This window comes from Carboxylicivirga agarovorans, assembly GCF_050589845.1.
Lineage (GTDB): Bacteria > Bacteroidota > Bacteroidia > Bacteroidales > Marinilabiliaceae > Carboxylicivirga > Carboxylicivirga agarovorans.
This window is the reverse complement of record NZ_JBNGPA010000014.1, coordinates 50,846-76,328: the sequence shown is the minus strand read 5'-3', so window position 1 is coordinate 76,328 and position 25,483 is coordinate 50,846. Positions and strand designations below refer to the sequence as shown.

Here is a 25,483-nt window from a genome sequence, read left to right as displayed (position 1 = left end):
TTGGATTAATTGGTTTCGTAGAGACTGTAGTAAAAAGCGAAGGTCTTCAGGTCATCCAGCTGGTAGCTTTTCATATAGGAAGCATAGAGTATTTTGTTGTAGAGGTAACAGATGGTACCATAGTGGCTGTGCACCTGGTGGTAAATACCGTTTATCACATCATAACGTGCCTTGTCATCCATGATAAACGCTTTATCAATGGTGATGGTATTCAGCACATTGGTCACCAGCTTCCTGCTATCCGTCAATATAATGTCAAAAGCCTCCAGTATGGCGGCCGCCTGCTGCGGCGTAAAATTATTGTCCTGTATCAGCTTCGGTACTTTCTCCGTATAAATTTCCAATATCTTGCCCACCATGGCCCGTGTCTCTTCGATGCGTCGGTAATCTTTGATCAGTCCCGACACATTCTCTACCGCATCCAGCAGCTGCTGGTCGATACCCAGCAGTTCACCCGTTAGTCCTTTGATATCACCGTTGAGGGCTTTTATCAGCAGGTTATACCAGCTCATTTTACTCAATATACCCTTTTCGGCAGCCCACAGGGCCTGACGTTGAATGCCTGCCCCAATGTCCGTAACAGGCGCCTGGGCATATACTTGCTGAGTGGTTGCAAGCCAGCATAGCATTGATAATAAGATAAGTTGTAGGATTTTCATGATAACAGATTTAATGTGGTTGAAAAATAAATACACTTGCTTCCGTCCTGAAGCAAGTCTTCTTTAGAGTCAGTGACTATTTATTAATGAAGCACTGGTTTATGGACTTGAAAAGGCCTCCAGCAGCTCCATAAAACTATCGTAGTGCGGCAGTTGCCGTTTGATATGCTCCTTCTCCTTTTCCTCCGAGGTGTAACAGTAATATTCAGCCAGGCTCACCTCAACGGCAAAGACTCTGGAGTATGTACCCAGCCCGATAAAACACTCCTTCAGTTTGCGTTTGGCCGGCAGATTGTTGTTAACAGATAGTATCTGCTCCTTTTGAAAAGCTGTTAAACCCAGCACCTGGCTGATGGTATCAAACTTATTGGCAAATTTGCGCATATCCAGCAATATCTTGGTATCCGCATTGTTAATGATGGCATCTTTGATGATGGGACTGGATATGACATCTTCGATCTCCTGGGTCACCACCAGTGCTTCACCAAAGAATTTACGGATCGTCTTAAAAAAGTATTTGATGTAATCAGCCATCTGTGGTGTGGCAATGGCTTTCCAGGCCTCTTCAATACAAATGACTTTGCGCGTCCCTTTCAGGCGACGCATCTTCTGCATAAAGATGTCAATGATGATCAGTGTAGCCACTGGAAAGATGATAGGATGGTCTTTAATGTTATCCAGTTCAAAAACAATAAAAGGACATTGAAAAAACTCATCCGTCTGCATCTCCTTGTTGAGCAGGTAGTCATATTCCCCACCCTGGTAGTATTTGCTCAGGATAAAAAAGAACTCTCCGCAATTGAACATGAGCCCCTTTTCCTTCACCAATCGAGGTATCCATTGCTGCACAAACTCATAGTAAGTGTTAAAGCAGTGTCCTGAGTGCTGTTCCTTATAAGCAGCTGCTGGTCGATACCCAGCAGTTCACCCGTTAGTCCTTTGATATCACCGTTGAGGGCTTTTATCAGCAGGTTATACCAGCTCATTTTACTCAATATACCCTTTTCGGCAGCCCACAGGGCCTGACGTTGAATGCCTGCCCCAATGTCCGTAACAGGCGCCTGGGCATATACTTGCTGAGTGGTTGCAAGCCAGCATAGCATTGATAATAAGATAAGTTGTAGGATTTTCATGATAACAGATTTAATGTGGTTGAAAAATAAATACACTTGCTTCCGTCCTGAAGCAAGTCTTCTTTAGAGTCAGTGACTATTTATTAATGAAGCACTGGTTTATGGACTTGAAAAGGCCTCCAGCAGCTCCATAAAACTATCGTAGTGCGGCAGTTGCCGTTTGATATGCTCCTTCTCCTTTTCCTCCGAGGTGTAACAGTAATATTCAGCCAGGCTCACCTCAACGGCAAAGACTCTGGAGTATGTACCCAGCCCGATAAAACACTCCTTCAGTTTGCGTTTGGCCGGCAGATTGTTGTTAACAGATAGTATCTGCTCCTTTTGAAAAGCTGTTAAACCCAGCACCTGGCTGATGGTATCAAACTTATTGGCAAATTTGCGCATATCCAGCAATATCTTGGTATCCGCATTGTTAATGATGGCATCTTTGATGATGGGACTGGATATGACATCTTCGATCTCCTGGGTCACCACCAGTGCTTCACCAAAGAATTTACGGATCGTCTTAAAAAAGTATTTGATGTAATCAGCCATCTGTGGTGTGGCAATGGCTTTCCAGGCCTCTTCAATACAAATGACTTTGCGCGTCCCTTTCAGGCGACGCATCTTCTGCATAAAGATGTCAATGATGATCAGTGTAGCCACTGGAAAGATGATAGGATGGTCTTTAATGTTATCCAGTTCAAAAACAATAAAAGGACATTGAAAAAACTCATCCGTCTGCATCTCCTTGTTGAGCAGGTAGTCATATTCCCCACCCTGGTAGTATTTGCTCAGGATAAAAAAGAACTCTCCGCAATTGAACATGAGCCCCTTTTCCTTCACCAATCGAGGTATCCATTGCTGCACAAACTCATAGTAAGTGTTAAAGCAGTGTCCTGAGTGCTGTTCCTTATAGTATGCTGTTAAGGACTGAGCGATCACATCTTTGTCTATCTCCGATAAGTTCGGTTTATAGATGGTGTAGAGAACCGATAAAATCGTTTGTTTACGCTCCGTGCTCAGTCCATCGGTCAGCACAAAGGGGTTAAAGGAGATGGGCGTCTCTTCCGTAAACTCCACGTGCATGGCACCCCCTTGTTCTTTCAGGTGATCATTCAGGTAGTGCACCAACAGTTCATAGCTACGCCCCACATCCAGCAATACCACGTGACACTTGTCACTTTCGGCATAATGGCGCATCAGGTGATTGGTCAGGAAAGACTTGCCCGACCCCGATCCTCCAATGATGATCTTATTGCGGTTATGTATCTGATGCCTTTTCATGGGTTCATCCGATATATCCACTTTCACCGGACAACCACTTTGGCGGTCGGCAAAATGAATGTAAAAGGGAGAATCACTGTTTTGGATGGCCCCTTCAAAATTCAGGAAACAACATGCTTCCCCTGTTTGCATCAACATCAACTCCGTCTCCGGCAGCTGCGTGCTACCCGGCATATTGGCCCAATATATCAGCGGCAGATCAAAACTATGGCGGTATGGCAAGCAATTCATCTGTGAAAAGGCCATACTCGCTTGACTGCGCTTCTCCTTTAAACCTTGCAGAGATTCATCAAAAAGCATCAGGTTGGCATGCAGCTGCACAATGGGATCACCACCTTGCTGCACCGCTTCCAGGAAGCGGCTGATGAGCTCAGCATTCAGCTTGTTCTCCGTGGAGAATTTACTGAGCGAATAAATTTTCTTGCGTGCCCCTTCCAGCTGAGCTTTGATCGCATTCTGATTGCCTTTGTAGATAAAGCAGTTGTTGATATGAGAGAAAGGCAATCCAAAACTAATGGGGTATACCATGGAGACCGGCAGGTTGGTACCAGGATGCCGGGACACACAACCAAGCTCTGAGGGCACATGATTGTAATCGCTCAGGCTGTAGCATTCCACAAAATGGTTCATCACTTTTAAGTGATCCCGAAAGTCCAGGTTCCCCAACATACCTTGCTGCCCCTGAAACTGCATGCCCAAATAATTTTGCATCAACGTAGCCAAAGCTTTCTGATTCACGATGCGGCTGTTGATACCACCTTGCTTTAGCTGTGCCATCACATTGTCCCGTACCTCCTCCAGTAGGTCCTTTTGTCGCTTCACCTTCTTCTTGGTGTTACCCGGTTGAATCAGGCTGGAGCTCAAAAAATTCTTTAAGAGCTCGGTATTGATCAGTGATATAAACAAGAATGCTTGATGCTGCATGTGACTCCTGCCCTTGAAATGACGGAGGTAAGAACGACTTAAAAAGGAAACGTCACCGCCATCCTGATTGTAAAAGGATTGCTCCACAAAGTAATCCTGGCGGTGCAACAAGGTTCCGGCCGGCAGCATGGCCAGTAGGCGTCTAAAAGTATCGTGCAGTTTACTTAGCTCCTCCGCACTACACGCCAGTAATTCGGGCAATTGCAGCTCTAGTCCAATGGTCATATCCAGGTTATTGGACAACAGTATATCACCATCAAAACCCATTACAGGCAAGGTTTCATTAATGCTTTTAACGTTCATGAACTAATGATTATCGTTGTTGAGTAGTTGTGTGATCTCTTGTTTGATGCTTACAAAGGCCGGTAGTTTTTTAGCCGTCTGTTTTTTCAGGTAGCCCTCCGGCCCCAGTGACTGTTGGATCTTATTCAGGCGGTAGAGGATCACCATTAATACCGGTACCACCACCAGTAAGGCGATCAAAGGGCTGGTCAGCAGGTAGAGTCCAACAAATATCCCAAGACTAGTCAGGATGGCATACATGGCTTTGTACACCAACACCCCACTAAAACCTTTGACATAGATGCGGGTATCCACCTTGCTGATAGAATATACTTTTTTGCCCTTCATGCTTTAACCAAAGAATGCCCGTATGACAACACCCACCAGGATGAGGAAGAGACAAGCACCAAACCAGCCCATCAGGGCTTTCTGTGTATCCTGATCACCGCTCTGCCACTTGATGTAAACACGGATACCACCAATGAGCCCCACCACCGCGCCGATGGCAATGATCAGGTTGGCAATGGGATCCACATAAGATTGCACCTCAGACGTTGCCTGATCAATCCCCTGGGCTGATTGAGCCAGTATATGCGTCATACGCATGGCACCTAAGCAGAGAACCAGCAGACCTCTTTTAATCGTGTTGTGTTCTTTCATAATATATGTTTGTTTGCTTCATTCGTTTATTGTTTATCACCCTCCTGCAGTTGGTATTCGATGTTATTCAGAAAAGCCTCTTTCTCTTCCATTGGGCGACCTTGTAGTGTTTCCATCACATAACCGCTATAATCCGGCTCATGATTCGTGGCTACTCGTAATGCTTTATCATCAGCTGTTGCCTGATTGATCCTGTTATCAGGAAAATCCGACGCACGCACCGTTTGTACTGGAGCCTTCTCCATATGTTGCAAAGCCTCCGCTTCAAAGCTTGTCTCTTCAGGCTTAGCAGCCTTCTTTAATGCCAGGTACATCAGTATGATGATGTAGTAACCAGCCAGGCAGACAAGCAGTCCCCTGGCAAATTGCCAATGGCTAATATCTTCTAATCCAAACATGCGCCTTCTTTTGATGAAACATGGTGTTCAATACCTATTCTGCTTTCAGAAAAAGCTTGTGACAAAGATTCAAGCATTCCTGGACACCCATTCCCAAGTTGGATTCATCTTGGGATACATTTTTCTTTTCAGATATGGTATGGGGCATATTAATATCGCGTAAGCCACCCATTGAAGAGGGATTGGTGTCATTTGCAAAAGGAAGCACTTTGCAGTGGAGCTTCATTGACGGGCATAACATGATTGACTGGCCCAAGCAATGAGCTTATCATTTGTAATAAAACAATGCGTATAGTAAATCCCTTCCATTCATTGGCATGACCAACGATAAGCCCATGTGCATAACTGTAGCAGTGCAAAGCGTCTCTTTTGCACATCACACCACCCGCCCAAGCTTTGCGCACGCGATATCTTATGCAATGACTTTAAAAAAGGGCATCTATAGAAAATAGCCTTCTTCAGGCCTGTCTGTTGAAGCAATAAGCTTAAGCGAAATGATGAAACTGTCAGGCCCCTGGGCTAGGACGTGTGTTAAGGGCGCTTTGGGGAATGATAAATATATAATACTGGCCAATACCTTATCGCATCTGTCTTTTCCCAATGGGCCGGGGGCATTCACTTATAATACGATGCCCTCATTGCTTACCTGTCGATAAATAGGCGTATTAAGCAATTGATTATGCCAGTCCTCCCTGGCATACAGATAAATGGATAAATTGTGTTTGGAAGCCAGCTCCAGATTATAGCAAGCTTTGTAGTAGTTTTGTTCGAGCTCAAAATTCACTTTCTCCGCTGTCAGCACATAAATTTGAATCTCCTCGTCCGGTCTTTTACCTTGTGGAAATAACAGGATAATGTCAGCCTGTTCATCGATGGATTGAATGTACTGCTTCACTAACTCATTAAAATCTTCTGTCTGCTCGTTCATACTGCAAAAATAATCAAGTATTATCGAATATCACTGCCGTTTATCCACTGAATTGCGTTCGAAACTAATCAGGTTAAACATCTCCCGCATACGGCTTCTTAAGCGGTTCCCATACAATCCCTCCAGCTCGGAAGCAGAAAGGTTGGTTGTCAGGTGCGTCATCATTTTTCTGTGAATAAAATGGTCATAACGACTCAATAATATCTCCCCCATCACATTACATTCATTTCCAAAATAATTGACAGGTCGTTCAATGCCAATGTCATCAAAACAATAGGTCCTAGCCTGGTAACCATTTGCTTTAAACTGGTAGGAGCCATTGGTATAAGTATGTAGCACCTCATAACCTTGCCGGACAAAATTAATGGTGATCTGCCGGGCTGACTGTATGCTATAGCGTTGATGAACCGGGAAAAAGTAATTCACCAAGTGCATCAAACTGGTTTTCCCACACCCGATTGGTCCGGATAACAGGATGCCTTTGGCAGGATGTAAGCCATGCTTAAGCATATTTTCCGAATCTCCAATAGCGTAAATAAGAAGTTTGTAAATAATCCCATGGTCTTTCTCCTGTATTTCAAAATGCTGTCCATAGCGCTTTTTCCCAGTCTTCTCCAACCAGGCCAGTGAGGCTGAAAAACTATAATGTATCCAGCCATCTTTTTTCCATCTCAAGGGACTAGAGGGGTTCGTCATAGTTTTTATCATTAGTTGTGGACAAAGGATTTTGTTCTGACTTTTTACCGTTCGAACGGTATCTTTGCATGTTTAAGATCCAGTTACGAACAGCAGCTTTCCAATCTTTCATTGCGCTCTTACCGCCTACCTTCCAGCCATTGGATTCAAAATGATTGTAAAAACGAATCGCTTCCTCTCCTGCAATGCCTCGGGATTCAAAATACCTTTTCAGCTCCTTCAGTTCGGGCTTCTGAAAACGCTTAGCTTGATCGACTTTTTCATTGCTCTTCCCTGACGCTTCATTAAAAACGATTCTGGGCTGAGCTTCATCTGGGTGCCCACTAGTGTTTTCAATTGTTTCTCCAGAGTTATTACTATTTATAACTGTTTTATTAGCGTTTATATTAATGGCTTCACCAGTGGATACACTGCTTGTTCCATTACCTGTACTACCGGATGTTGGAGCGGTCGTTTCAGTGGAACATGCAGCAGTTGTTTCACTAGAACTTCCACAGCTTGTATCACTATTGAAACATGTTTGCATCACCACACCTGAACCCTGATAAATGCTTTTCGAAGGCTGATAACGAATATAGCCCCATTCATCCAGCTCCCTTAGAGTTAAATGGTAATATTTCATGGAGCCGATCTTAGACAAAGGCATCAGTTCATGGCGCACAATGTATATGCTTTCCGGGAATTTGAATTTATTCCACAGAAAAAACAAGGCCATGTACATGCTGATATGCCGAGGGATGATGCGCTTATCATTGCTGAAACATTCCAATACATGGTTCAGGTGCAGGATGTAGTTCATGAGTTAAAACGCGTCAATGCAGCCACCTTGTTCTTATTGAGCATCTTTTGGATATCCTTGATATCATAGAAGAGCGTACCTCCCACCTTGGTATAAGGCAGGGTACCGTTATCCCGCATATTTTGCAGAGTCCCTGGCGAGATACCTAGTATCTTTCTTACTTCAGCGCTTTTTATCCACTTCTTGGTTGGTGTTAGGTTTTCAGCTACAATTTTGCTGAGCTGTGTTAATAAGTCTTCTTTGAATTCTTTCAGGTCCCCAAGGGTAACAATCTGGTCACGATAGACTTTTTCACGTCCATAACTGACGTCTCTTTCTGATTTTAGTGCCATAATACTTCGTTTTAAATGAAAATGTAAGCAGCTAAATTCAGAAGGTTGAACGTTTATTGTTCCCAAGTTGGAGTCAGATTGGTATATTCCATGTTCGCATTCAATGGGCTATCTATTTCTTTGATTAATTGCAATGTAGCATTAAGTAAATTCTTCATAAACGACTATTTACCCTGCTAACAAACAAAGTAATCTCACTAATACAGTGCGATATCCTGTCTTTTATACACTTAGATTATGCTTTGTAAGTAAATGAATATCGAAATCAGATATTCAGAATATAATCCTGAGCTTTCTGTGCGATGCCAGCAGCTGATACGATAAACTTTTTATCACTTCTTAGTTTTTTCGGCCATCTTCCTTTGGGTATAGTTAAAACTGAAAAGGCTTTAGACACAATTCCTAAAAAGCTATTCTTACTTTCCCTCTAAAATTCCTCTGTAAAACGATTCTAATACAGAATATGCATATTCAATTTCTACATCTAGTTTTTTAGACCATTCTCGTGCAATTTCAGACATAGATGCATCTGATAGATTTTCTTTTAATACCGAATGAATTCTTTGCGATAAGGTCACTGATTTATCTAGGAACATTGCCGCCTTTCTTCCTAATACTTCTGCAGCAATCTTCATTTGATCAAAGCCGTCATCTGGAAAAATATCATTATGATTCTCAACAATATCGTCAAATTCTAAATCAAAATAATGTTCAATTATTTTAAGAATATCTGTCAAATCATTATCACGTTCCTCAGGTCTATCGCTCCAGGCTACTAATTTTAGAATAATCATTCCAGGTAAAGGCGGAATATTAACCATTTTCTCCTCAATTGGTATAGAAATGGCCTCCTCCAACACTTCGGTAAAACCCAATACATGCAGATCACTATAGCGCTTATTAAAATTAATAGTATCCTGCTCTTCTATTTCACCAAAAGGTAAAATATCAATTGCCACATTAAATTTATCAGAGTAGAATGTCCATGGTGCTTTCACTTTATTATAGCCATTGTTAATTAATGCATCACTAATTCCCTCATACTCTGCCATACTCGAAATCATTATGGCAAAATCAATATCTTTGGTACCTCTACATGGTTTAATTCCTTTTTTGAGAAGCTCTAAAGCTATAGCACTTACTCCAATTAAATAATAAGGAATATTGCGTGCTTTCATTATTTTATCAATGCACTCAAAAGTTTCCCTAAAATAAGGAATGGCCAACTCTTTATAACTTTGGTTGGATGTATTCATTAAAAATTATTGTTGCTGTTTCATTATTTCTTTTTCCACCTTCCAATAATAATTCTGCATAAACTAAAATTGGAGGTGCTGTAGGCTTCTCTTTATCTTGTTCCCAGAACATTTCGTAAGCCTCTATCTGACCGTTAATTTTTGGTATCAAGCGATAGTTTTTCATTAAGTTCAAACGGTTCTCCTTTGTATAAAGAATCAATTTTTCCGGACGAAGGTAATTGGTTAAAATATCTGCTGCTGGTTCTCCTCCCCAAGCAGTTAACTCGTTTACTAAAACAATGTCCTTCCAATTGCCCTGATACCCAAATCGTTCTTTCTTCAGTTTGGGTTTCAAAACTGTGTCATATTCTATTACCCAACGATCTAATAACTCTTTCCGATTTTCCCAAACGTATGTCTTATTATTTAGCTGCAAAAGATACCCCGTCTCTTTTAGCCCTTCTATAACCTGAGGAATGCTACCCAATCCGACCTTGGTTAATTTTGCTAATTCTCGTTGCGGCAAATTGATATCTTCTTTATTATGGAGTAAGTGAAATAATACTTTCAATCCTGTTTTTGTAAATGCCCGATTACCTTTTTCTTTTGTCCGAAAGATTGTTTTCTGAGTATCAATAAACAGAAAGATATTTTCCTTTTTTATAAAAGTATTACCATTAGTCTCAAGATATGCGATACCTTTTGCTCTCAATTCTTCTTTAACCTTTGGAAAAATCTGATTTGCAATAACCATAAAATTGCCATATTCTTTGCTGTTATATTCCAACTGCTGCACCTGATGTGGTCTGACCTCTTGCTTAATTTCGACAACATAATGAACACCTTTACCCAAAGCTGGTATTTCCAACTCTCCATCTAATGGTGTATTATCTTTTAAGAAAATATCCATCCCGGTAGTTTTCTTAAAATTATCCAATGCAATATGTATAACCTCTTGCTTCATGTTCACAAATATACATCGTTCACGTTACGTGAACAAATATTTTTCGTGAACACAGTTATTTGTTTAAATTCGATAATCAGTACATTGTCAAATACATGTGGTTTTTCACATCAAATATGAACGCTAAAATTGCTATAATCAATCATTTTTACATTCCTAATTTTTTCTGTAACTCCATCATCTCTTCAGAGATCTTACTTTCTACTATCCTGGCATAAATCTGAGTTGTTTTTAAGGATGTATGACCTAACATTTTTGCCACAGTCTCTATTGGCACACCGTTAGACAATGAAATTGAAGTGGCAAACGTATGCCTGGCCATATGCATTGTTAAATTCTTTGCAATTCCACAGACACGAGCTACCTCCTTTAAATAACTATTCATTTTTTGATTCACATACACCGGTAATACGGTGCCTTTTTCAATGCAATAAGGGTGATTATCATATTTATCTAAAATTCTTTGAACATTGGGAAATAAAGGAACAATACAACGATTTTTTGTTTTCGTTCGCTGAATAATAATCCAAATGTTGCCATCATCGCGCTTTTGGATATGTGAGCTATTCAGTTTGGATAAATCAGCGTACGCTAAGCCGGTATAACATGCAAAAATAAATATATCACGTATCATGCTGACAACCGGTAAATCTATATCTGCTGTTTCAATTTTGCGCACTTCCTCAATTGTCAAAAATTCCCTGTAAGTTGGTTCGAGAGGAACCTTGTATCGAGAATAAGGATTATAAGCAATGTAATCTAAAGAAATAGCTAAATTCAAAACTCTTCTTAAATGTTTATGGTAGTTCCAGGCAGTATTCTGATGTGCACCACATTCCATTTTTAAATACATATCAAAAGCATCCAAAAAACGATAATCTATAGTAGAGAGTGTGACATCATACTTTCGATACTTCCAATAAATAAATTTAGCCAAACGATTGCGGGATGTTTTATAATGTTTGAAGGTTTCTTTGGAATAACCTTTATATAATTTCTGTCTGATTGAGTTGAGGTAATAATCAAAAACAACCATGACATATTCATTCGTATCTATTTGAAGTATGTCCTCTTTAATATTATAAACATCAAATCTATCTCCTATTGCTTCAAGCTTATAAAAGGTATCATTTAGCTTGCTTCTAATTTTACTCAATCGATTATTAACATCATCTCGTTCTCTTCCTTTAGCAATTGATCGCTGAAGAGATGCGTTCCACATATCCTGCCGCAAATAAATTCCTGTGGCGTTCTCTACCCTCTTTCCCAAATATGTATAGCGCACATAAATCGGACATTCACCATTTCTTTTCTTTTTACCTCTCTTTAAAATAAAGTGAATCTTTAATTTCATAATAATCTCCTCCTAATTTATGTATCTGCTTCAACAAATTAATGCCGATGGAACACAACTCCAACAGCAAAACATGTTAAATCAGACTAATTTGTATGACAACTAGTAAAAAGAGACTTCGTCTAAAAAATGAAAAGATCAAAGGAAGTAAGTGTAGAAAAACAGGTCTCGATTTAGTCTCGATGAGCTTGTTTCTGAATGATTTATTTTAAATTATTCAGTTAACCTAAAATCGCCCAAAACATTCGTTTTGAGCGATTTTGATTCACTTTATATTTATCATAAAGTGCCCAAGACTGGACTCGAACCAGCACGGACTAAATCGTCCACAAGGCCCTCAACCTTGCGTGTCTACCAATTTCACCACTTGGGCATATGATCAGAATTATTCTGAAAAAGAAGAGGGCCTGCTTTTGGCCCCTTTGAGCGAAAAACGGGACTCGAACCCGCGACCCCGACCTTGGCAAGGTCGTGCTCTACCAACTGAGCTATTTTCGCATTTGCTGTGCAAAAATATAAAAAAATAGGGATGTTTCGCAGTATTAGCGCAGTTTTTTGAGCCCTTAGCTATCTTTTAAAAACAAGGGCTTAAAGCTTAATCAATTAAGGAGCGACTCTTATTTTGTAGCTTCGGCAATAAATGCTTTTCGGTAAGACTGCTTATTGGCCAATACCTGGTAAAAGGAATCAACTATCGTCAGACATTCCTGCCTGGTGGCTAAATCCAGGTATTCAAAATCAAGTATAGTATTGATTAACTCTGATTTTTTCTCTTTATAGTGCGCCATTGCATTTTCTAAGGTCTCAAGTGGTACTTTTTTTCCTTTATACCTGTTTTCGAGTAACTCACGTCCCATATAAACATGCATATAGCAAGCGTCAACAAACTCTGACATATCAAAATCGTATGGTACAGCTACCGGAGGTGAATGTCGGTCGTGCCGGAACAAGGCCACGTTGTGCAACTTTGGAATAGACCAGTCTGTATTTCCAATCATATAATTAAACAAGGCCAACTGTATAATATTTTCCTCAACCAATTGTTCTTGTCTAAGGTTTGCCATCTCTACCTCTTCAAGTCCAAGGCGACTGGCCATCTGCTCAACTGATTCGACAAAAAAGGCATATTTAATCAATTCATCACCATATACCACATCTTCATATTTTACCTTGACTAGCCGCACTCTAAGACTTTGATCACTAACAGCATTGTACATTTTATATACAAGGTATTCTCGTAGCATGGTATTTTGCATGGTTTCGCTTGTGTCGCGACAATGAGTAACCAGTTTCAGTTTTTTCTGACCTTCAAAAACAGTATTGATAACTTCACGGGTCTTAAATTTAAACCTCAAAGGAGGGAAATCGCAATTCTCAGTTTTAAGCCTGAAATTACCTCGTGTTTTTATTTTAACCGGAATCTGCAGTTCATCACCATCATCATTCATTACTATGGTTGCTGCATGATATTCATTGGTTGCCCTGTCGCGATCCTCTCTGATACTTGTAAAATCAGCTTTTACTGTCAGCTCAATTATTTCATCAGATTCAAAAAAATGAATGGCAGTTTGCTTTATACGCTCTTTTGTTGCTGCATCCAACTCATATGAACCTGCAAAAAGCGTATTTGCAATTAAAAGGCTTAAAAGTAGTAACGACAGTCTCATCATCTCATCAGTTAAACAACCATTGATAGTTGTGAATGTTCCTGAGCAACCAGTTTTTCAACTTTTCTTAATCGAGGTTTAAATCGATTGTATTTTACTTTGTTGTTAAGAGCAATAGTTCCTAGGCAATACTTGCTTATTGATAATGGTAAAACCCCTTTTGATTTTAAAGTACGGGCAAATCCGGAATAAACGTCTTCTTTGTCTCGTTTTATTTCAACAATCGCACAATTACCTAATGAATAATTGCATTGCTTATCATTTGTAAAGCGAATATTCAGGTCAATGGTAATACGCTCACATGCTTTTTTATTAATCAGGGTAATCCGATTAAAATCTGTCGTAAGCTTTGGTTCCAAATCACCTGCACTATAGGGCGTGCAATCGTGAACAAGGCTTTCTAAACCTTTTGAAATAGGATAGGTAAACTGATCTATTCTCAGACGTTGTTTAACCGTACGAGTCTTAATTTTCTCCTTTACCTCGATGAATTTATCACCTGTTTCCTTATATTGTCTGTAACGAACTTTATATCTATGATTTTTACCATTGTGATGCTCTTTGTACATTGATAAATCATCAGTATCAAAATAAATGGTGCTATACGATAGATTAACTTTTCCATCAACTGCAAGAACCTCATAATCGTTGATGTGTTCAGAAAGAGCTTTGACTAATACAGCAGGAGATACAATGTATTTTGTATCTATCCTATTTAATAGCTTAGCTCTACTCATCCCTTCTAAAGATGTCGTATCGAAAAAACTAACTAACTGTAATAAATCCTTCATGGTCCGTAATTAAAAACTGTTATATCCTTAACAACTATTTTCAAATTCGCTGCAAAAAACACACTTTAGATTTTCAGGATATATGACTGAAATCATGTTTTTTATAAGCTAAGAAAATTTAACACCATTTTAATGTTATAGAACACAAATATTTTTCTTATATTCTGTTTTTCAAGCCCTTAAAAACCCTTACAATTTCTTAAAAACAAGTCTAAAAATTGTTAATAAACTTAAATCACCTGTTTCACCCTGCTCATCATGTGTCAATCTGTAACAATATCTTATCTTTATAAGTGTCACTCTGAAAACTATAACTCAACTATCAAACCAAAAAACACATAACACTGATATAATGCACCTTACCAAATTCAACCTCAAATTAAAAGCGTTCATATCCGAACAATACCATTCTATTTGCGAACACTTACATTTATAAAGCAAAAATTATTGATCAAAGAATAAACTTTATTGGCTCAAACACGTATGATATCAACTAAACGCCCAAAACTTATAATTTAATGGCACTCTTTTCTTCAAATAAATATCCGAAAACGGCTAAATACGAAGCCGACATAAAGCAATTACACAGCGACTTTGAACGCTTTAATTCATACAAAGAATCTGATGAATTAAAACGCATCAAGGAGTTGGAGATACTTATCAACTCAAGTGATTTTAAAAAGAAAGTTGATAAACTTAAAAATGAAAAGTTTAAAGATACTGCCGAATACAGGCAATTAAACAAATATACTGCTCAAAAGAAGTCAAGCGAGTTTAAAAAGTACTTCAGGTATCAGGCTTCAGGCATGCCTGATAAGGTTGATAGCATTAAGCAATCAGCGAAGCTTAAGGAACTGGCCGAACTCAGTGAATTTGTAAGAAGCAGTGAGTTTTTAAGTGAGAAGAAGCAAAGAGGATTTAAAAAGACTGATGCCTTTACTAAGTTTAAGCGTTATAAAGAATTATCTAAAGATTCTGAAATTAAGCTTTATAACAAGCAAATAAAATCGGCGATCTACAAGAACTATCTAAACATTCATAATTCTGAACGACTAAAAACATATCATGATTTAGAACATGAAGTTACTTCAGAGAAATTTGTTCAGTTTAAGAGCTGGATGGAAGACAAAAAGAAATTCCAGAAATCTGAAGAATATAGTCTAATTCAAGAGCATGCAAGATTACTAAAATCGCCTGACTACAATTGGTATGTTAAGACTGAAAAGAAGAATTCATTCAATACCATTAATAAGTGGGAACTTTGTTTTGAAGATGAATTCTCTGCCAAGCAATTAGACAAGGGCAAATGGATTACCGGATATTACTGGGGAAAGGCTTTATTAAATAAGACATACGTTCTGGAGAACGAAAATCAGTTCTTTACCGACAATAACATTAAAATTGATGGTAACGGTGTAAACATTAATACCAAAAATGAAGAAGCTGAAGGATTGGTATGGGACATGCAAAGAGGTTTTATGCCCAAAACATTTAATTATACTTCTGGTATGATTAGTACCGGTCAAAGCCATCGCCAGGCTTTTGGTAAGATTGAAGCTAAAGTAAGGGTTAATCATAATAAAGCAGTTACACATGCTTTTTGGATGGTTGGTGAAGAAATGGCACCTCAAATTGATATATTCCGATTTAATGCTAAAAATGCCAAAAGCTTCACTTCTGGCCTACAACTGCTAAATGGTAAAACACCAAAAGTAGTGACTAAAACAGTTAACGGAGCCAACTTTGAAAATGACTTTTACATCTACTCACTTGAATGGACCAAAGACAAAATCAATTGGTTTATCAATGGGGTAAAAGTAAATGAGCAAAGCAGCAACATTCCACATTCACCAATGTACCTTGTTTTCAGTTCCCATATGACTGAAAATGCTGAAAATATTGATTCAAATGCCAGCATACAGGTTGAATGGATTAAATGCTATCAGTCAAAGAATTAAAGAAAATACATCTATCAACAATGTAAAAAGGGGATTTTGCTACTATAGCAAATCCCCTTTTTACTTATTCGTTGTACTCTTTTTATTCTGACGGTAAGCTAAATCGATTCCAGAAATCTTTGTTTTCAGTTTTATCGCTATAAAATGATTTATCTGCTTCTGTTTTAAAGGAATTGTATTTATACACTAACCAGTTTGCTTTTAGTGTAGTACCTCCACCGCTTCCTTCGTACTTAATCTTACTTACAGCATACTTATTATTCTCAGTTTTCATGTAGTTGACAGATACTTTGCACACATAATCTGATTCATTAACACTGTCTCTGTAGGCATCTCTGCCTGCATGAAAGAATCCATTTGATGTATATTCAATATTATTGGTAACAACTGAATAATCATGTTGACGTACCACAATAACCCCATTATAGGATTTGCAATAGGCGTCTCCCGTATTAGCGACATTCGGGTGTTCTAGGTTATAATTTATAACCCATACAGAATCACCATTAATAATGGTCTCTTCCGCTAATTTTAACTCATACTGATCAACAAAATCAACATCAAGTATATTACCACGCTGCCTCGCAATATCGAATGCGAGAATGTCACCGGCGAAAATCATACCCTTTTTAATAGGCGTTACCTCATAATCACGTCGTACTTCTTCAATCTTAAAACCTGTACTTTCATATACCGATGCCAAAGAACGATTACCGTAGCCTTTCGAATCAGTATAACTAATAACTGCTTCGGTTTTATTTCCATTGTAACTTTGTTCAAGGTAAACATCTGCAGAATAGGCCTTTTCATAAGAGTCCTCTATAATATTGGCAGCCGTCTTTACAATGCCATACAAGCGCTTTGAATCAGCTTTAACGTCAACCGCCTTTAATCCATAAGTTTGACTAAACAGCTTTATAGACTCTCCGTTAAGCACATTCAATTCGTCAACAGTAAATTCCTTTACTTTATAACCAACGGCTGAAATCTGCACCTTAAAATTGACAAAGTCTTTTGCAACTGTTAAATGATAATAGCCATCAAAATCAGATGCCGTCCCCAGGTAAGTTCCAACAACTCCTATATTTGCAAACTCAACAGGCTTATTGGTTTCCGCATCAATTATTCGTCCTTTGATTTCAAAATCCTGGGCTTGTAAAACTGAACTTCCAAGCAACAAAGCTATTAGAACTATATAAGCATTAATCTTTGTTAATAGCATATCTATATTTTATTGTTTGATAAAAATCTATTATTACAAGTTGTTAAGATACTATTTTTCTTTTGCTCGCATACATTAACAATAATCATTCCTTAAAATTCGCCTCTTATAACTATTATAAAAAAACACTCGTAAACCCGGGATTTTAGGCACTATATTTGATGTCCCAGACGCAGTGTTTTGAATATATAATTTGAGAAATGATTTTCTTCAAATGAGAAATTCATTTCTTTTAAGGTATATTTAAAGTCAAATACCGACTTAAATTATTGAAACTACATTAAAACAAAAGCAATATGACTAGAGTAATTTTTGTATTAACCGCACTCGTTCTGTCATTAAGTAGCTGCGTGGTATCAAAAAAGAAATACGACGCACTTCTACTTGAAAACAGCAAGCTGGAAGATAATCTAGAACAGAAAACAGCCGAAAGCAAACAACTACAGGTTAATTTAGAAAGTGCTATTTCGGACTACGAAAGCATGAAAAATGACTTTGGTAAAAGTAATGCATTAAAAACTGATGAAATTTCGGATCTAATGATAATGGTTACACGCCTTAAAGATGAAAGCGAAGAATTAAACACCAGGCTGGATGAGACCATGAAGAATTTTAAGGCCAAGGAAGCTGACTCATACCTGGCCAATGAAGAATTAAATCAAACCATGCGCACTGTTAATGTTCTAAAGCGCGATACGGCTAGTTTAAATTATTCTCTGCAACTGGCTAAACAGCGAAACAAAATGCTACAGGATGAGTTAAAACAATCGCAGGAAAAAGCAAATGAGAGTGGTCTTCAACGGGTTGAAATACAAAAGCAATTAGACGCGCAATCGGCTCAGCTTAAAGAGATGGAACGTCAATTGATTAAAAGCCAACAAAATATGTCTGAAGTTTCCAATGCATTTATTGAGTTAAGAAAAGAAATGCTTAAAGCCAAGAGTAACAACAAGGCGATTGATCCAAATAAAAGCAAGCAGGTTGATAAAGTCGCCAAACTTCTGGGACATTATTAAAAAAGAACTAGATTATAGAGAAGAGCTGTTCGATCAATCGGACAGCTTTTTTTATGATCATGATGGGAAATACATGTAGCTTAAAATTGATATGGTAACAATCATATAAATAATTGTAAGCGGCAGCCCTATTTTAAAGAAATCCTTGAAATTATACCCACCGGGACCGTAGACCATCAGGTTCGTCTGATATCCAATGGGCGTCAGAAAATTAGCAGCAGCAGCAAACGACACTACCAGTACAAAAGGCATCGGATCAAGGGGTAGGTTTTTGGCTGCAGTGATGGCAATTGGAAACATGATGGCAACAGCTGCCTTATTGGTAATATAAGCAGCCAATACAGTTGTAATTAAATATATGCCCACCAATAATGAAATTCGCCCAAATGGTAAAAACACACGAATAACAGTATTAGCAATCATGTCGGCCACGCCGGTTTTGATCATGGCGGTACCCAGGGCCAATGACAAGGCTATGATAACACCCAGGTTATAATCAATGCTTTTAGGCAGATCTTTAGAAGATACAACCTTCAGAATATTAATCATTGCTAATACAATGAGTAAGCCAAGAAACAGGGGTACCAGTTTAACAGCTGCTAAAAATATGGCCATCAATGTTCCTCCGAACAGCGCCCATATTTTATACTTTTCTGGCTTGCGTAATTCTTTAACGCGTGAAATTACATAGAAATCAATCTCGTTCTGAAGGTGACTTGTAAAGTTATCACCTGCCAACAAAAGTAATACGTCTCCTGCCTTCAGCTTAACATCGTCAATACCACCTCTTATTCTTTCTCCATTCCTATGAATAGCCAGAAGTGCTGAGTCATAATTACCTCGGAAATAAATATCTTTGACCTGCTTGGTAATAAGTGAGCTGTTGTGAGAAATTACAATTTCTACAATCTGCGAACGTTTGAGCTTGGACATCATACCAACTGACGGCACCGTTAGTTCACTGCTATCAGATAACAATCCTGCTATATTGTTATGATCACCCGCAAAACGCAGCACATCTCCTTCACTTAAAACAAAGTTACCTTCCCTTATTTGAAAGATTTGTTTTCCCCGACATATTTCAACGACCAGTAAACCGTACTTTCCCTTAAAATCAACATCCTTGACGACTTTGCCTATGAGTCCCGAATTACTTCGTATCTCAGCCTCAACCAAGTATTTGCGGTCCGAATCATTAAAATCATCTAAGGCTGATGCACGGCTTGGCAATAATCTATAACTGAAGAAATATAAATAGGCAAAGCCGATAACCAACATGGGTAAACCTACCCACACAAAATCAAACATTTCAAGTGGTGCCATATCCGGAATTATCTCCTGGTCAACAACCATACCACTTACAATCAGGTTAGTGGAAGTACCTATCAGTGTTACACAACCTCCCAGAATTGCAGCATATGAAAGAGGAATCAACAACTTCGATGAAGAAATATTATTTCGCCGACTCCATTGGTGCACATATGGCATCATAACAGCCACAAGCGGTGTGTTATTTAAGAAAGCTGAGAATCCACCCACCCATAGCATCATACGCGCTAAAAAGCCCTTATATGTAGATGATGTAGGGAAAATTCTGGCGAAAAAGATTTCAATAACAGATGTTTGGCGTATAGCATCGCCAAGTAACAAGAGCATAATAATGACTGCGATCTGCTCATTAGCAAAACCTTCCAGTATTTCAGCCGGTGTTAATATCTTGAAGATGCCAAGAACCATCACTGCAATAAAGAACGTAAATGCAGCTCCCATCCATTCACGATAAAGCGATAGAAGGATAAAGGCAATAACAACAAATACAACAATTACGTCTAAACCTGGCATCTGATATAGGGTCAAATAAATATGTTACTTTTGCCCGTAAATGAGCAAATAGTATCAAAGCAAAAATATAAATTATAACTTAAATACCTATTCTGCCCGTATATTAAGCTAAATAAAAATCAATGAACAGCTCCATTAGCAAAACGATTGAACTACTTTCTCCAGCAAAAAACCTGGAATGTGGTATTGCCGCTATAAACCATGGTGCAGACGCTGTATACATCGGCGGTCCGGGTTTTGGTGCCCGCAAAAATGCCGGTAATTCTTTGGCCGATATTGAAGAGTTAATCAATTATGCTCATCTTTTCGGGGTAAAAGTTTATATCACACTTAATACATTGCTATTTGATCATGAAATAGACGAAGCGAATAAACTCATTCATGCCATTTATAAAGCAGGCGCCAATGCAGTAATCATTCAGGATATGGGCCTACTGGAAACAGAGCTCCCTCCAATAGAGATCCACGCCAGCACACAAACAGATAACCGAAGCATCGAGAAAGTCAGATTCTTACAGGATGTTGGTTTTTCACAAGTCGTATTGGCACGTGAATTATCCATTAAGCAGATTAAAGACATCAGTAAAAACACAACCGTTCCTTTGGAGTATTTTATCCATGGCGCCTTATGCGTTTGTTACAGCGGCCAATGTTACATGAGTGCCTCTATTAATAAACGCAGTGCCAATCGTGGAGAATGTGCCCAACCATGCCGATTAAAATACAGCCTGAAAGATAAAAATGGCTCAGAAATCTATAAGGACAAACACCTGCTGTCGCTCAAAGATCTTAATCTTTCATCACACCTTGAATCATTAATTGATGCAGGTATCTCCTCTTTTAAAATTGAAGGTCGGCTTAAAGACAAAGATTATGTGGCCAATATTACTGCTCATTACCGAAAAATGCTGGATACAATCATAGATGACAGAGATGATTTAATACAGGCATCTTCTGGAAAAGCTATGACCAGTTTCAAAGCTTCCGCATCAAAAAGCTTCAACAGGGGGTTTAGTAAATATTTTGTCAATGGCCGGGAACAGGACATCTGTTCAATTGATTCACCTAAAAACATTGGTGAAGAGCTTGGCAAAGTTAAGTTCATAGCCAAAACCCATTTTATCCTTGATTCCAGAGAAAAGCTTGTGAATGGTGACGGACTTAGTTATTTCACCAAAAACAAGGAGCTGAGTGGTGTTCTGGTAAATAAAGTTGAAGGTAACAAAATCTACCCCAACCATATGAAGGGTATTTCTAAAGGCATTACCTTATATCGGAATCATGACAAGCAATTTAACGATGCTGTCATTAAAAACACGACCCGACGTTCCATTATGGTTGAGATACATTTTATTGAACTGAACAATCAATTTGAACTATCGATCATTGATGAGGATCAACTTAAAACAACTGTTATTTGTGATGTATCACCAAATAAAGCAAATAATCCGGCTCGTGCTCTTGAGCAAATAAAATCACAGATAAGTAAATTGGGAAACACAGTATTTCACCCTGAACATATTAATATTGACTTGATAAACGATTGGTTTTTTCAGGCTAAGGAGCTTAATGCAGCCCGACGCCAGCTTATAGCTGAACATGAAGCCAAACGACGGGAGTTCTATAAACCCAGGGATACAGTATTTAAAGCCAACACTATTCCTTTTCCTATATCAGAATTGAACTATACCGCCAACATCATCAATGAAAAGGCTCAACAATTCTATTCTCGCCACGGGGTTAAAAAAAGCGACTGGGGTTTTGAAAAAAGCTCTTCCATCAAAGGTGCAGAATTGATGCGCACAAAACATTGCCTGCTGTATATGAATAAGCAATGCTTGAAAGAGCACCCTGAAGCACGCCAGTTACTTCCGCTGACACTATACAATAAAAAGGACAGTTACCTACTTGAGTTTGATTGCAAAAACTGTGAGATGATTGTAAAAAGAAAATAATAATAGTAACCAGTTAAAAAACCCGTATGACATGTCTCATACGGGTTTTAAATATATATTTATTTTAATCTTATAAATTTAAATTCAGCTGCACTCCCGCTTTAATCCAACGACCAGGCTGAACAACATTACCTAAGTCATAATACGATTTATCAAATACGTTGTTGGCATCAACAAAAAGCTTGTATCGATCCGCCGACCATTGTAAACGCAGGTCAGTCAACCAAAATGGCTCATAGTCTGTCCGCACTTCTTCATATGAACCATCAACATAAGCAATATAATCTCCTTCTCTATCCTGGTATAAAGTATTAATTGATAAGCCCAAACGATCAATTAATCGTAAATGTAATCCTATGTTTAACTTATGTTTCAAATAATCCTCTACGTAAGCCGATTCGTAATTATCAGGCATTGATTTATCCTGATCAATATGTGCATAACCAACTTCAATACTCTTAAGTAATGTTTTTCCTATTAGCTCATCAAAATTAACGCGCCCCTGAGCTTGCATCCCCAATGAATTGACCTCTGACAGGTTACGGGTTGAATATTCGGCATCTCCGGGTAGTCGCCCCCAGTCAATTAAATTTTCACCCTGACGGTAATAGACACTTGCCTGTCCGTTAAACCAGTTGTTTACTGTCTTCAAACCAAGTTCATATGTTAGCGCCTCCTCAGGTTTAAGATCAGGGTTTCCGATGTTTGTTGGCCCATCATAAAATAAATCGGTAAATGTTGGCATTCGTAAAGTCTTATTGAGGCTACCAAAGAATTTGACTTCATCTGTTACCCAATAACTCACATCCATACCCGGAAAGAAATCAACATCATACCCCAGACCGGTATTGTAATTCATCAGCACGCCAGCAGAAACCGAAAAGCGCTCATAGGTATATACATGCTCAATAAATGTTGATATATTGGTTCGTTGATACGATTTCGTGAATATCGCATCTTCGCCTGGTACATCCATCGGTTTATCCATATCGTAACCCAGTACATTACTCCAAACATTTTCGCTTCTCACTTCCCCTCCTACTGATGTCTTACCCAAGACAGAAGGTATAACAGCATTGAAACTTCCTCCAAATACATCGGTTAAATGATAATTGTGGGTTGTGTACCATGATGCAGGGTTGTCGCGAAATAACTCAAACCTGTCCTGATGACGTCGCCAATAAAGTGCCGGAGTTACTTTTACTTTCGATCCGGTAATAAGTTTTATTGAGGCAAAAGTTGTTTTATTTTGCTCGAACTGATTAGGATAAACAGGTGTATAAAAGGCATTGGCACCAAAAGCCTTGTCATTATACCCTAATTGAAAATCCAGTTTTTCCTGTCCGAAATCTAATTGCCCCTGGTAGAAGATACTGTGATTTTTGAAGTCGGTATTATCAATATACCCATCACTTGAGGCAACATTGGCAGCTATGTAGTTTTTTAGCTTACCGGTTTTGAGAGTAGTATTGACTGAAGCATTGTATAGTCCATGTTCTCCAACTAATACATTTGCGGTAACATTATCCTGATTTTTGGTTCCGGTTACAAAATTAATGGCACCACTGAAAGCACCAGGACCATATACACGTGCGCCAGGTCCCTCCAGGATCTCAACACGCTCAATACTTTGAATGTCGACTGGTAAATTAAGACTCAGGTGACCGGTTTGAGGGTCGGTAACGTTAACCCCGTTGAAAAGTATCATCACCTGGTCAAAGGAACCTCCCCGAACACTTACATCGGCTTGAATTCCTAATGGTCCGCGCTGGCGAACATCAACATTCATAGCATACTTTAGCAGGTCCTGAACACTATATACAGGCAGTGCTTCAATCTCCTTGCGAGGTATAACATGCAGAACGCGCCCCACTTCAGAATACACTGATGTTGTGCGGCGTGCTGACACTTCGATCTCTTCAAGATTTATTTTTTTATTGATTGAAGCTGTATCTGTTTGTGCAAAAGTTTGCTGAAAACCTAAAACACTAAAATAAGCGGCAGCAAGTGCACCTATTTTCACTACTTTCTTGATGCTGTTAAAAACAGCGTAATTCTCTCCATTCCAATGTTTAAAACACAGGTTACTCTTTTTAAATAAATTAATTGTCTTCATATAATGATTAATAAAAAATTAATGAGCCGCAAAGGTATAAGAATTATAAGGCTATTAATGTTTACCGAGCCCTTTTACAACAATCTTTTCCAAGATTTTCAAAGCAGTTCGATTTTACGTATTTTAGCCACTACTTTGTTTAAACAAACAACGAATCAAATTGCTTTTTTTAATAGAACAAAAGCAAACTGTAATAACGAAAATATTGACATGAAACGATGTTTATTTCTTAGTTTATTAACCTTATTAACCTTGTCATTTAGCAGTGCCCAGCATTATAATCGTAAATCTGCCGAACAAAAATCTGTTCTTAAAAACGGGGAAGCGGTTATTAAAGAATATGGTGCCAGTAATTTGAATGAATTAAAACTGACTAATAAGCACGGCTTTGTCCATGTTACCACCTGGGATAAAGACATGGTTGAAATTGAGGTAATTGCTAATATTGAAACCAGCAGTAAAACAGAAGCAGAAGAAATTTTAAAGTTAATTGAATTTAGTGATCGTATTTATTCCAATAAACTGGATTTTAAAACTGTTTTTCTTGAAGATTTCTTCTCAAATTATCCTTTCACAATTAACTTTTCGGTAAAAGTTCCTGCCAGACTCAATTTAACTATCAATAATTCCATTGGCGATGTTAAAGTTGAAAATATAGATGGAACAGTTAATCTCAAGCACAGCTATGGCAACCTTGAACTGAGCAATTTGACATCAGACAAGGAACATAATTTTAAGTTAGCATTTGTTGAAGGTCTGATAGATACTTTTAGTGTTGCAAAAGCTGACTTTTCCAATTGTACTTTAAACATCAGTCATGGAACAAAACTCGCTGGTAAAACAAGCTATTGCATGGCAAGTTTTAACAACATACTTTCGGCTGATATCAAATCATTTACCGATCGTTTAACGATCACCAATTCAGATAGCATTAAACTTACAGGTTCTCAGTTTATTGGAAAATTTGAGCAAGTAAAAACCTATGTACTGTGTGAATTAGACAAAGGGAAGCTGTTGATTGATGCTCACGAATCCATTAAGAATATTAATATCTCAAACAAAAGCGTCAATACAACATTAGTCATCCCCCATTCTGTATCATATCGCATCAACGGAGAAGTTTCCAACGGGTCATTCATTCACCCCTCACCTCAAGAGTTGCAATTAATAAAAGAAAATGACAACATAACATTCTCAGGATTAATAGGTAATGAAAGCAACAATCTGGCTAACATTATCCTGTTTAACAAAGAAGCTTCAATAACGATTAAAAACTAATACTA

At 38.4% G+C, this 25,483-nt stretch carries 23 protein-coding genes and 2 tRNA genes; 4 read left to right on the top strand and 21 right to left on the bottom strand.

The window, feature by feature from the left end; translation table 11 throughout:
• Window positions 1-5: 5 nt before the first annotated feature.
• The 18 genes from ACRD69_RS14945 to ACRD69_RS14860 form a co-directional block, all read right to left on the bottom strand.
• On the bottom strand, window positions 6-659 hold the full coding sequence (locus ACRD69_RS14945; RefSeq protein WP_430815906.1) for a transcription initiation factor IIA subunit 2 family protein: 654 nt from the start codon (window positions 657-659) through the stop codon (window positions 6-8).
• A 99-nt stretch (window positions 660-758) separates the two neighbouring features.
• Window positions 759-1,508, bottom strand: coding sequence for a TraG family conjugative transposon ATPase (locus tag ACRD69_RS14940; protein ID WP_430815905.1), 750 nt, complete (start codon window positions 1,506-1,508; stop codon window positions 759-761).
• Entirely contained in the window at window positions 1,481-1,792 is a 312-nt protein-coding gene (locus tag ACRD69_RS14935; protein WP_430815904.1) for a hypothetical protein, read from the bottom strand. The genes ACRD69_RS14940 and ACRD69_RS14935 overlap by 28 nt, the downstream gene beginning before the upstream one ends.
• A 99-nt stretch (window positions 1,793-1,891) precedes the next feature.
• The gene (locus ACRD69_RS14930) at window positions 1,892-4,285 is read right to left on the bottom strand and encodes a TraG family conjugative transposon ATPase (protein WP_430815903.1); all 2,394 of its coding nucleotides are present in this window, start codon (window positions 4,283-4,285) and stop codon (window positions 1,892-1,894) included.
• Between the two features lie 3 nt (window positions 4,286-4,288).
• Window positions 4,289-4,612, bottom strand: coding sequence for a hypothetical protein (locus ACRD69_RS14925; RefSeq protein ID WP_430815902.1), 324 nt, complete (start codon window positions 4,610-4,612; stop codon window positions 4,289-4,291).
• Between the two features lie 3 nt (window positions 4,613-4,615).
• Window positions 4,616-4,924 (bottom strand): DUF4134 domain-containing protein, encoded by a 309-nt coding sequence (locus tag ACRD69_RS14920; protein ID WP_430815901.1) that lies wholly within the window; start codon window positions 4,922-4,924, stop codon window positions 4,616-4,618.
• 26 nt (window positions 4,925-4,950) lie between these two features.
• Window positions 4,951-5,322 carry a hypothetical protein gene (locus tag ACRD69_RS14915; protein ID WP_430815900.1) on the bottom strand — a complete coding sequence of 124 codons (372 nt, stop codon included), beginning with the start codon at window positions 5,320-5,322 and terminating at the stop codon, window positions 4,951-4,953.
• A 619-nt stretch (window positions 5,323-5,941) separates the two neighbouring features.
• Window positions 5,942-6,250, bottom strand: coding sequence for a hypothetical protein (locus tag ACRD69_RS14910; RefSeq protein ID WP_430815899.1), 309 nt, complete (start codon window positions 6,248-6,250; stop codon window positions 5,942-5,944).
• Window positions 6,251-6,280: 30 nt separating this feature from the next.
• Complete coding sequence (locus ACRD69_RS14905) at window positions 6,281-6,946, bottom strand: P-loop NTPase family protein (RefSeq protein WP_430815898.1); 666 nt, start codon at window positions 6,944-6,946, stop codon at window positions 6,281-6,283.
• On the bottom strand, window positions 6,930-7,745 hold the full coding sequence (locus ACRD69_RS14900; RefSeq protein WP_430815897.1) for a hypothetical protein: 816 nt from the start codon (window positions 7,743-7,745) through the stop codon (window positions 6,930-6,932). Before ACRD69_RS14900 ends, ACRD69_RS14905 begins: the two co-directional genes overlap by 17 nt.
• Entirely contained in the window at window positions 7,742-8,077 is a 336-nt protein-coding gene (locus tag ACRD69_RS14895; protein WP_430815896.1) for a helix-turn-helix domain-containing protein, read from the bottom strand. The genes ACRD69_RS14900 and ACRD69_RS14895 overlap by 4 nt, the downstream gene beginning before the upstream one ends.
• A gap of 416 nt (window positions 8,078-8,493) precedes the next feature.
• Window positions 8,494-9,333: a hypothetical protein gene (locus ACRD69_RS14890; protein ID WP_430815895.1), complete on the bottom strand. Its 840-nt coding sequence runs from the start codon at window positions 9,331-9,333 to the stop codon at window positions 8,494-8,496.
• Window positions 9,308-10,279, bottom strand: coding sequence for a type IV toxin-antitoxin system AbiEi family antitoxin (locus ACRD69_RS14885; protein WP_430815894.1), 972 nt, complete (start codon window positions 10,277-10,279; stop codon window positions 9,308-9,310). The genes ACRD69_RS14890 and ACRD69_RS14885 overlap by 26 nt, the downstream gene beginning before the upstream one ends.
• A 148-nt stretch (window positions 10,280-10,427) precedes the next feature.
• Window positions 10,428-11,633 carry a site-specific integrase gene (locus ACRD69_RS14880; RefSeq protein WP_430815893.1) on the bottom strand — a complete coding sequence of 402 codons (1,206 nt, stop codon included), beginning with the start codon at window positions 11,631-11,633 and terminating at the stop codon, window positions 10,428-10,430.
• A gap of 287 nt (window positions 11,634-11,920) precedes the next feature.
• Window positions 11,921-12,006: transfer RNA gene (locus ACRD69_RS14875), tRNA-Leu, on the bottom strand.
• Window positions 12,007-12,058: 52 nt separating this feature from the next.
• Window positions 12,059-12,131, bottom strand: a tRNA-Gly gene (locus ACRD69_RS14870).
• A gap of 119 nt (window positions 12,132-12,250) precedes the next feature.
• On the bottom strand, window positions 12,251-13,300 hold the full coding sequence (locus tag ACRD69_RS14865; RefSeq protein WP_430815892.1) for a CotH family protein: 1,050 nt from the start codon (window positions 13,298-13,300) through the stop codon (window positions 12,251-12,253).
• 11 nt (window positions 13,301-13,311) lie between these two features.
• Window positions 13,312-14,091: a polyphosphate polymerase domain-containing protein gene (locus ACRD69_RS14860; RefSeq protein ID WP_430815891.1), complete on the bottom strand. Its 780-nt coding sequence runs from the start codon at window positions 14,089-14,091 to the stop codon at window positions 13,312-13,314.
• A gap of 518 nt (window positions 14,092-14,609) precedes the next feature.
• Between ACRD69_RS14860 and ACRD69_RS14855 the strand changes: the two genes are divergently transcribed.
• Entirely contained in the window at window positions 14,610-16,049 is a 1,440-nt protein-coding gene (locus ACRD69_RS14855) for a glycoside hydrolase family 16 protein (RefSeq protein WP_430815890.1), read from the top strand.
• A gap of 82 nt (window positions 16,050-16,131) precedes the next feature.
• Here ACRD69_RS14855 and ACRD69_RS14850 read toward each other — a convergent pair whose 3' ends face one another.
• Window positions 16,132-17,271 carry a carboxypeptidase-like regulatory domain-containing protein gene (locus ACRD69_RS14850; RefSeq protein ID WP_430815889.1) on the bottom strand — a complete coding sequence of 380 codons (1,140 nt, stop codon included), beginning with the start codon at window positions 17,269-17,271 and terminating at the stop codon, window positions 16,132-16,134.
• 296 nt (window positions 17,272-17,567) lie between these two features.
• Here ACRD69_RS14850 and ACRD69_RS14845 point away from each other — a divergent pair, with 296 nt between their 5' ends.
• Window positions 17,568-18,287 (top strand): hypothetical protein, encoded by a 720-nt coding sequence (locus tag ACRD69_RS14845; RefSeq protein WP_430815888.1) that lies wholly within the window; start codon window positions 17,568-17,570, stop codon window positions 18,285-18,287.
• 57 nt (window positions 18,288-18,344) lie between these two features.
• On the opposite strand, the gene ACRD69_RS14840 is transcribed toward ACRD69_RS14845, so the two are convergent.
• On the bottom strand, window positions 18,345-20,129 hold the full coding sequence (locus tag ACRD69_RS14840; protein ID WP_430815887.1) for an SLC13 family permease: 1,785 nt from the start codon (window positions 20,127-20,129) through the stop codon (window positions 18,345-18,347).
• 122 nt (window positions 20,130-20,251) lie between these two features.
• On the opposite strand from ACRD69_RS14840, the gene ACRD69_RS14835 reads away from it, so the two are divergent.
• Complete coding sequence (locus tag ACRD69_RS14835) at window positions 20,252-22,084, top strand: peptidase U32 family protein (protein ID WP_430815886.1); 1,833 nt, start codon at window positions 20,252-20,254, stop codon at window positions 22,082-22,084.
• Between the two features lie 70 nt (window positions 22,085-22,154).
• Here ACRD69_RS14835 and ACRD69_RS14830 read toward each other — a convergent pair whose 3' ends face one another.
• Window positions 22,155-24,200: a TonB-dependent receptor gene (locus tag ACRD69_RS14830; protein WP_430815885.1), complete on the bottom strand. Its 2,046-nt coding sequence runs from the start codon at window positions 24,198-24,200 to the stop codon at window positions 22,155-22,157.
• Window positions 24,201-24,410: 210 nt separating this feature from the next.
• On the opposite strand from ACRD69_RS14830, the gene ACRD69_RS14825 reads away from it, so the two are divergent.
• On the top strand, window positions 24,411-25,478 hold the full coding sequence (locus tag ACRD69_RS14825; protein ID WP_430815884.1) for a hypothetical protein: 1,068 nt from the start codon (window positions 24,411-24,413) through the stop codon (window positions 25,476-25,478).
• The last annotated feature ends 5 nt before the right edge of the window (window positions 25,479-25,483 follow it).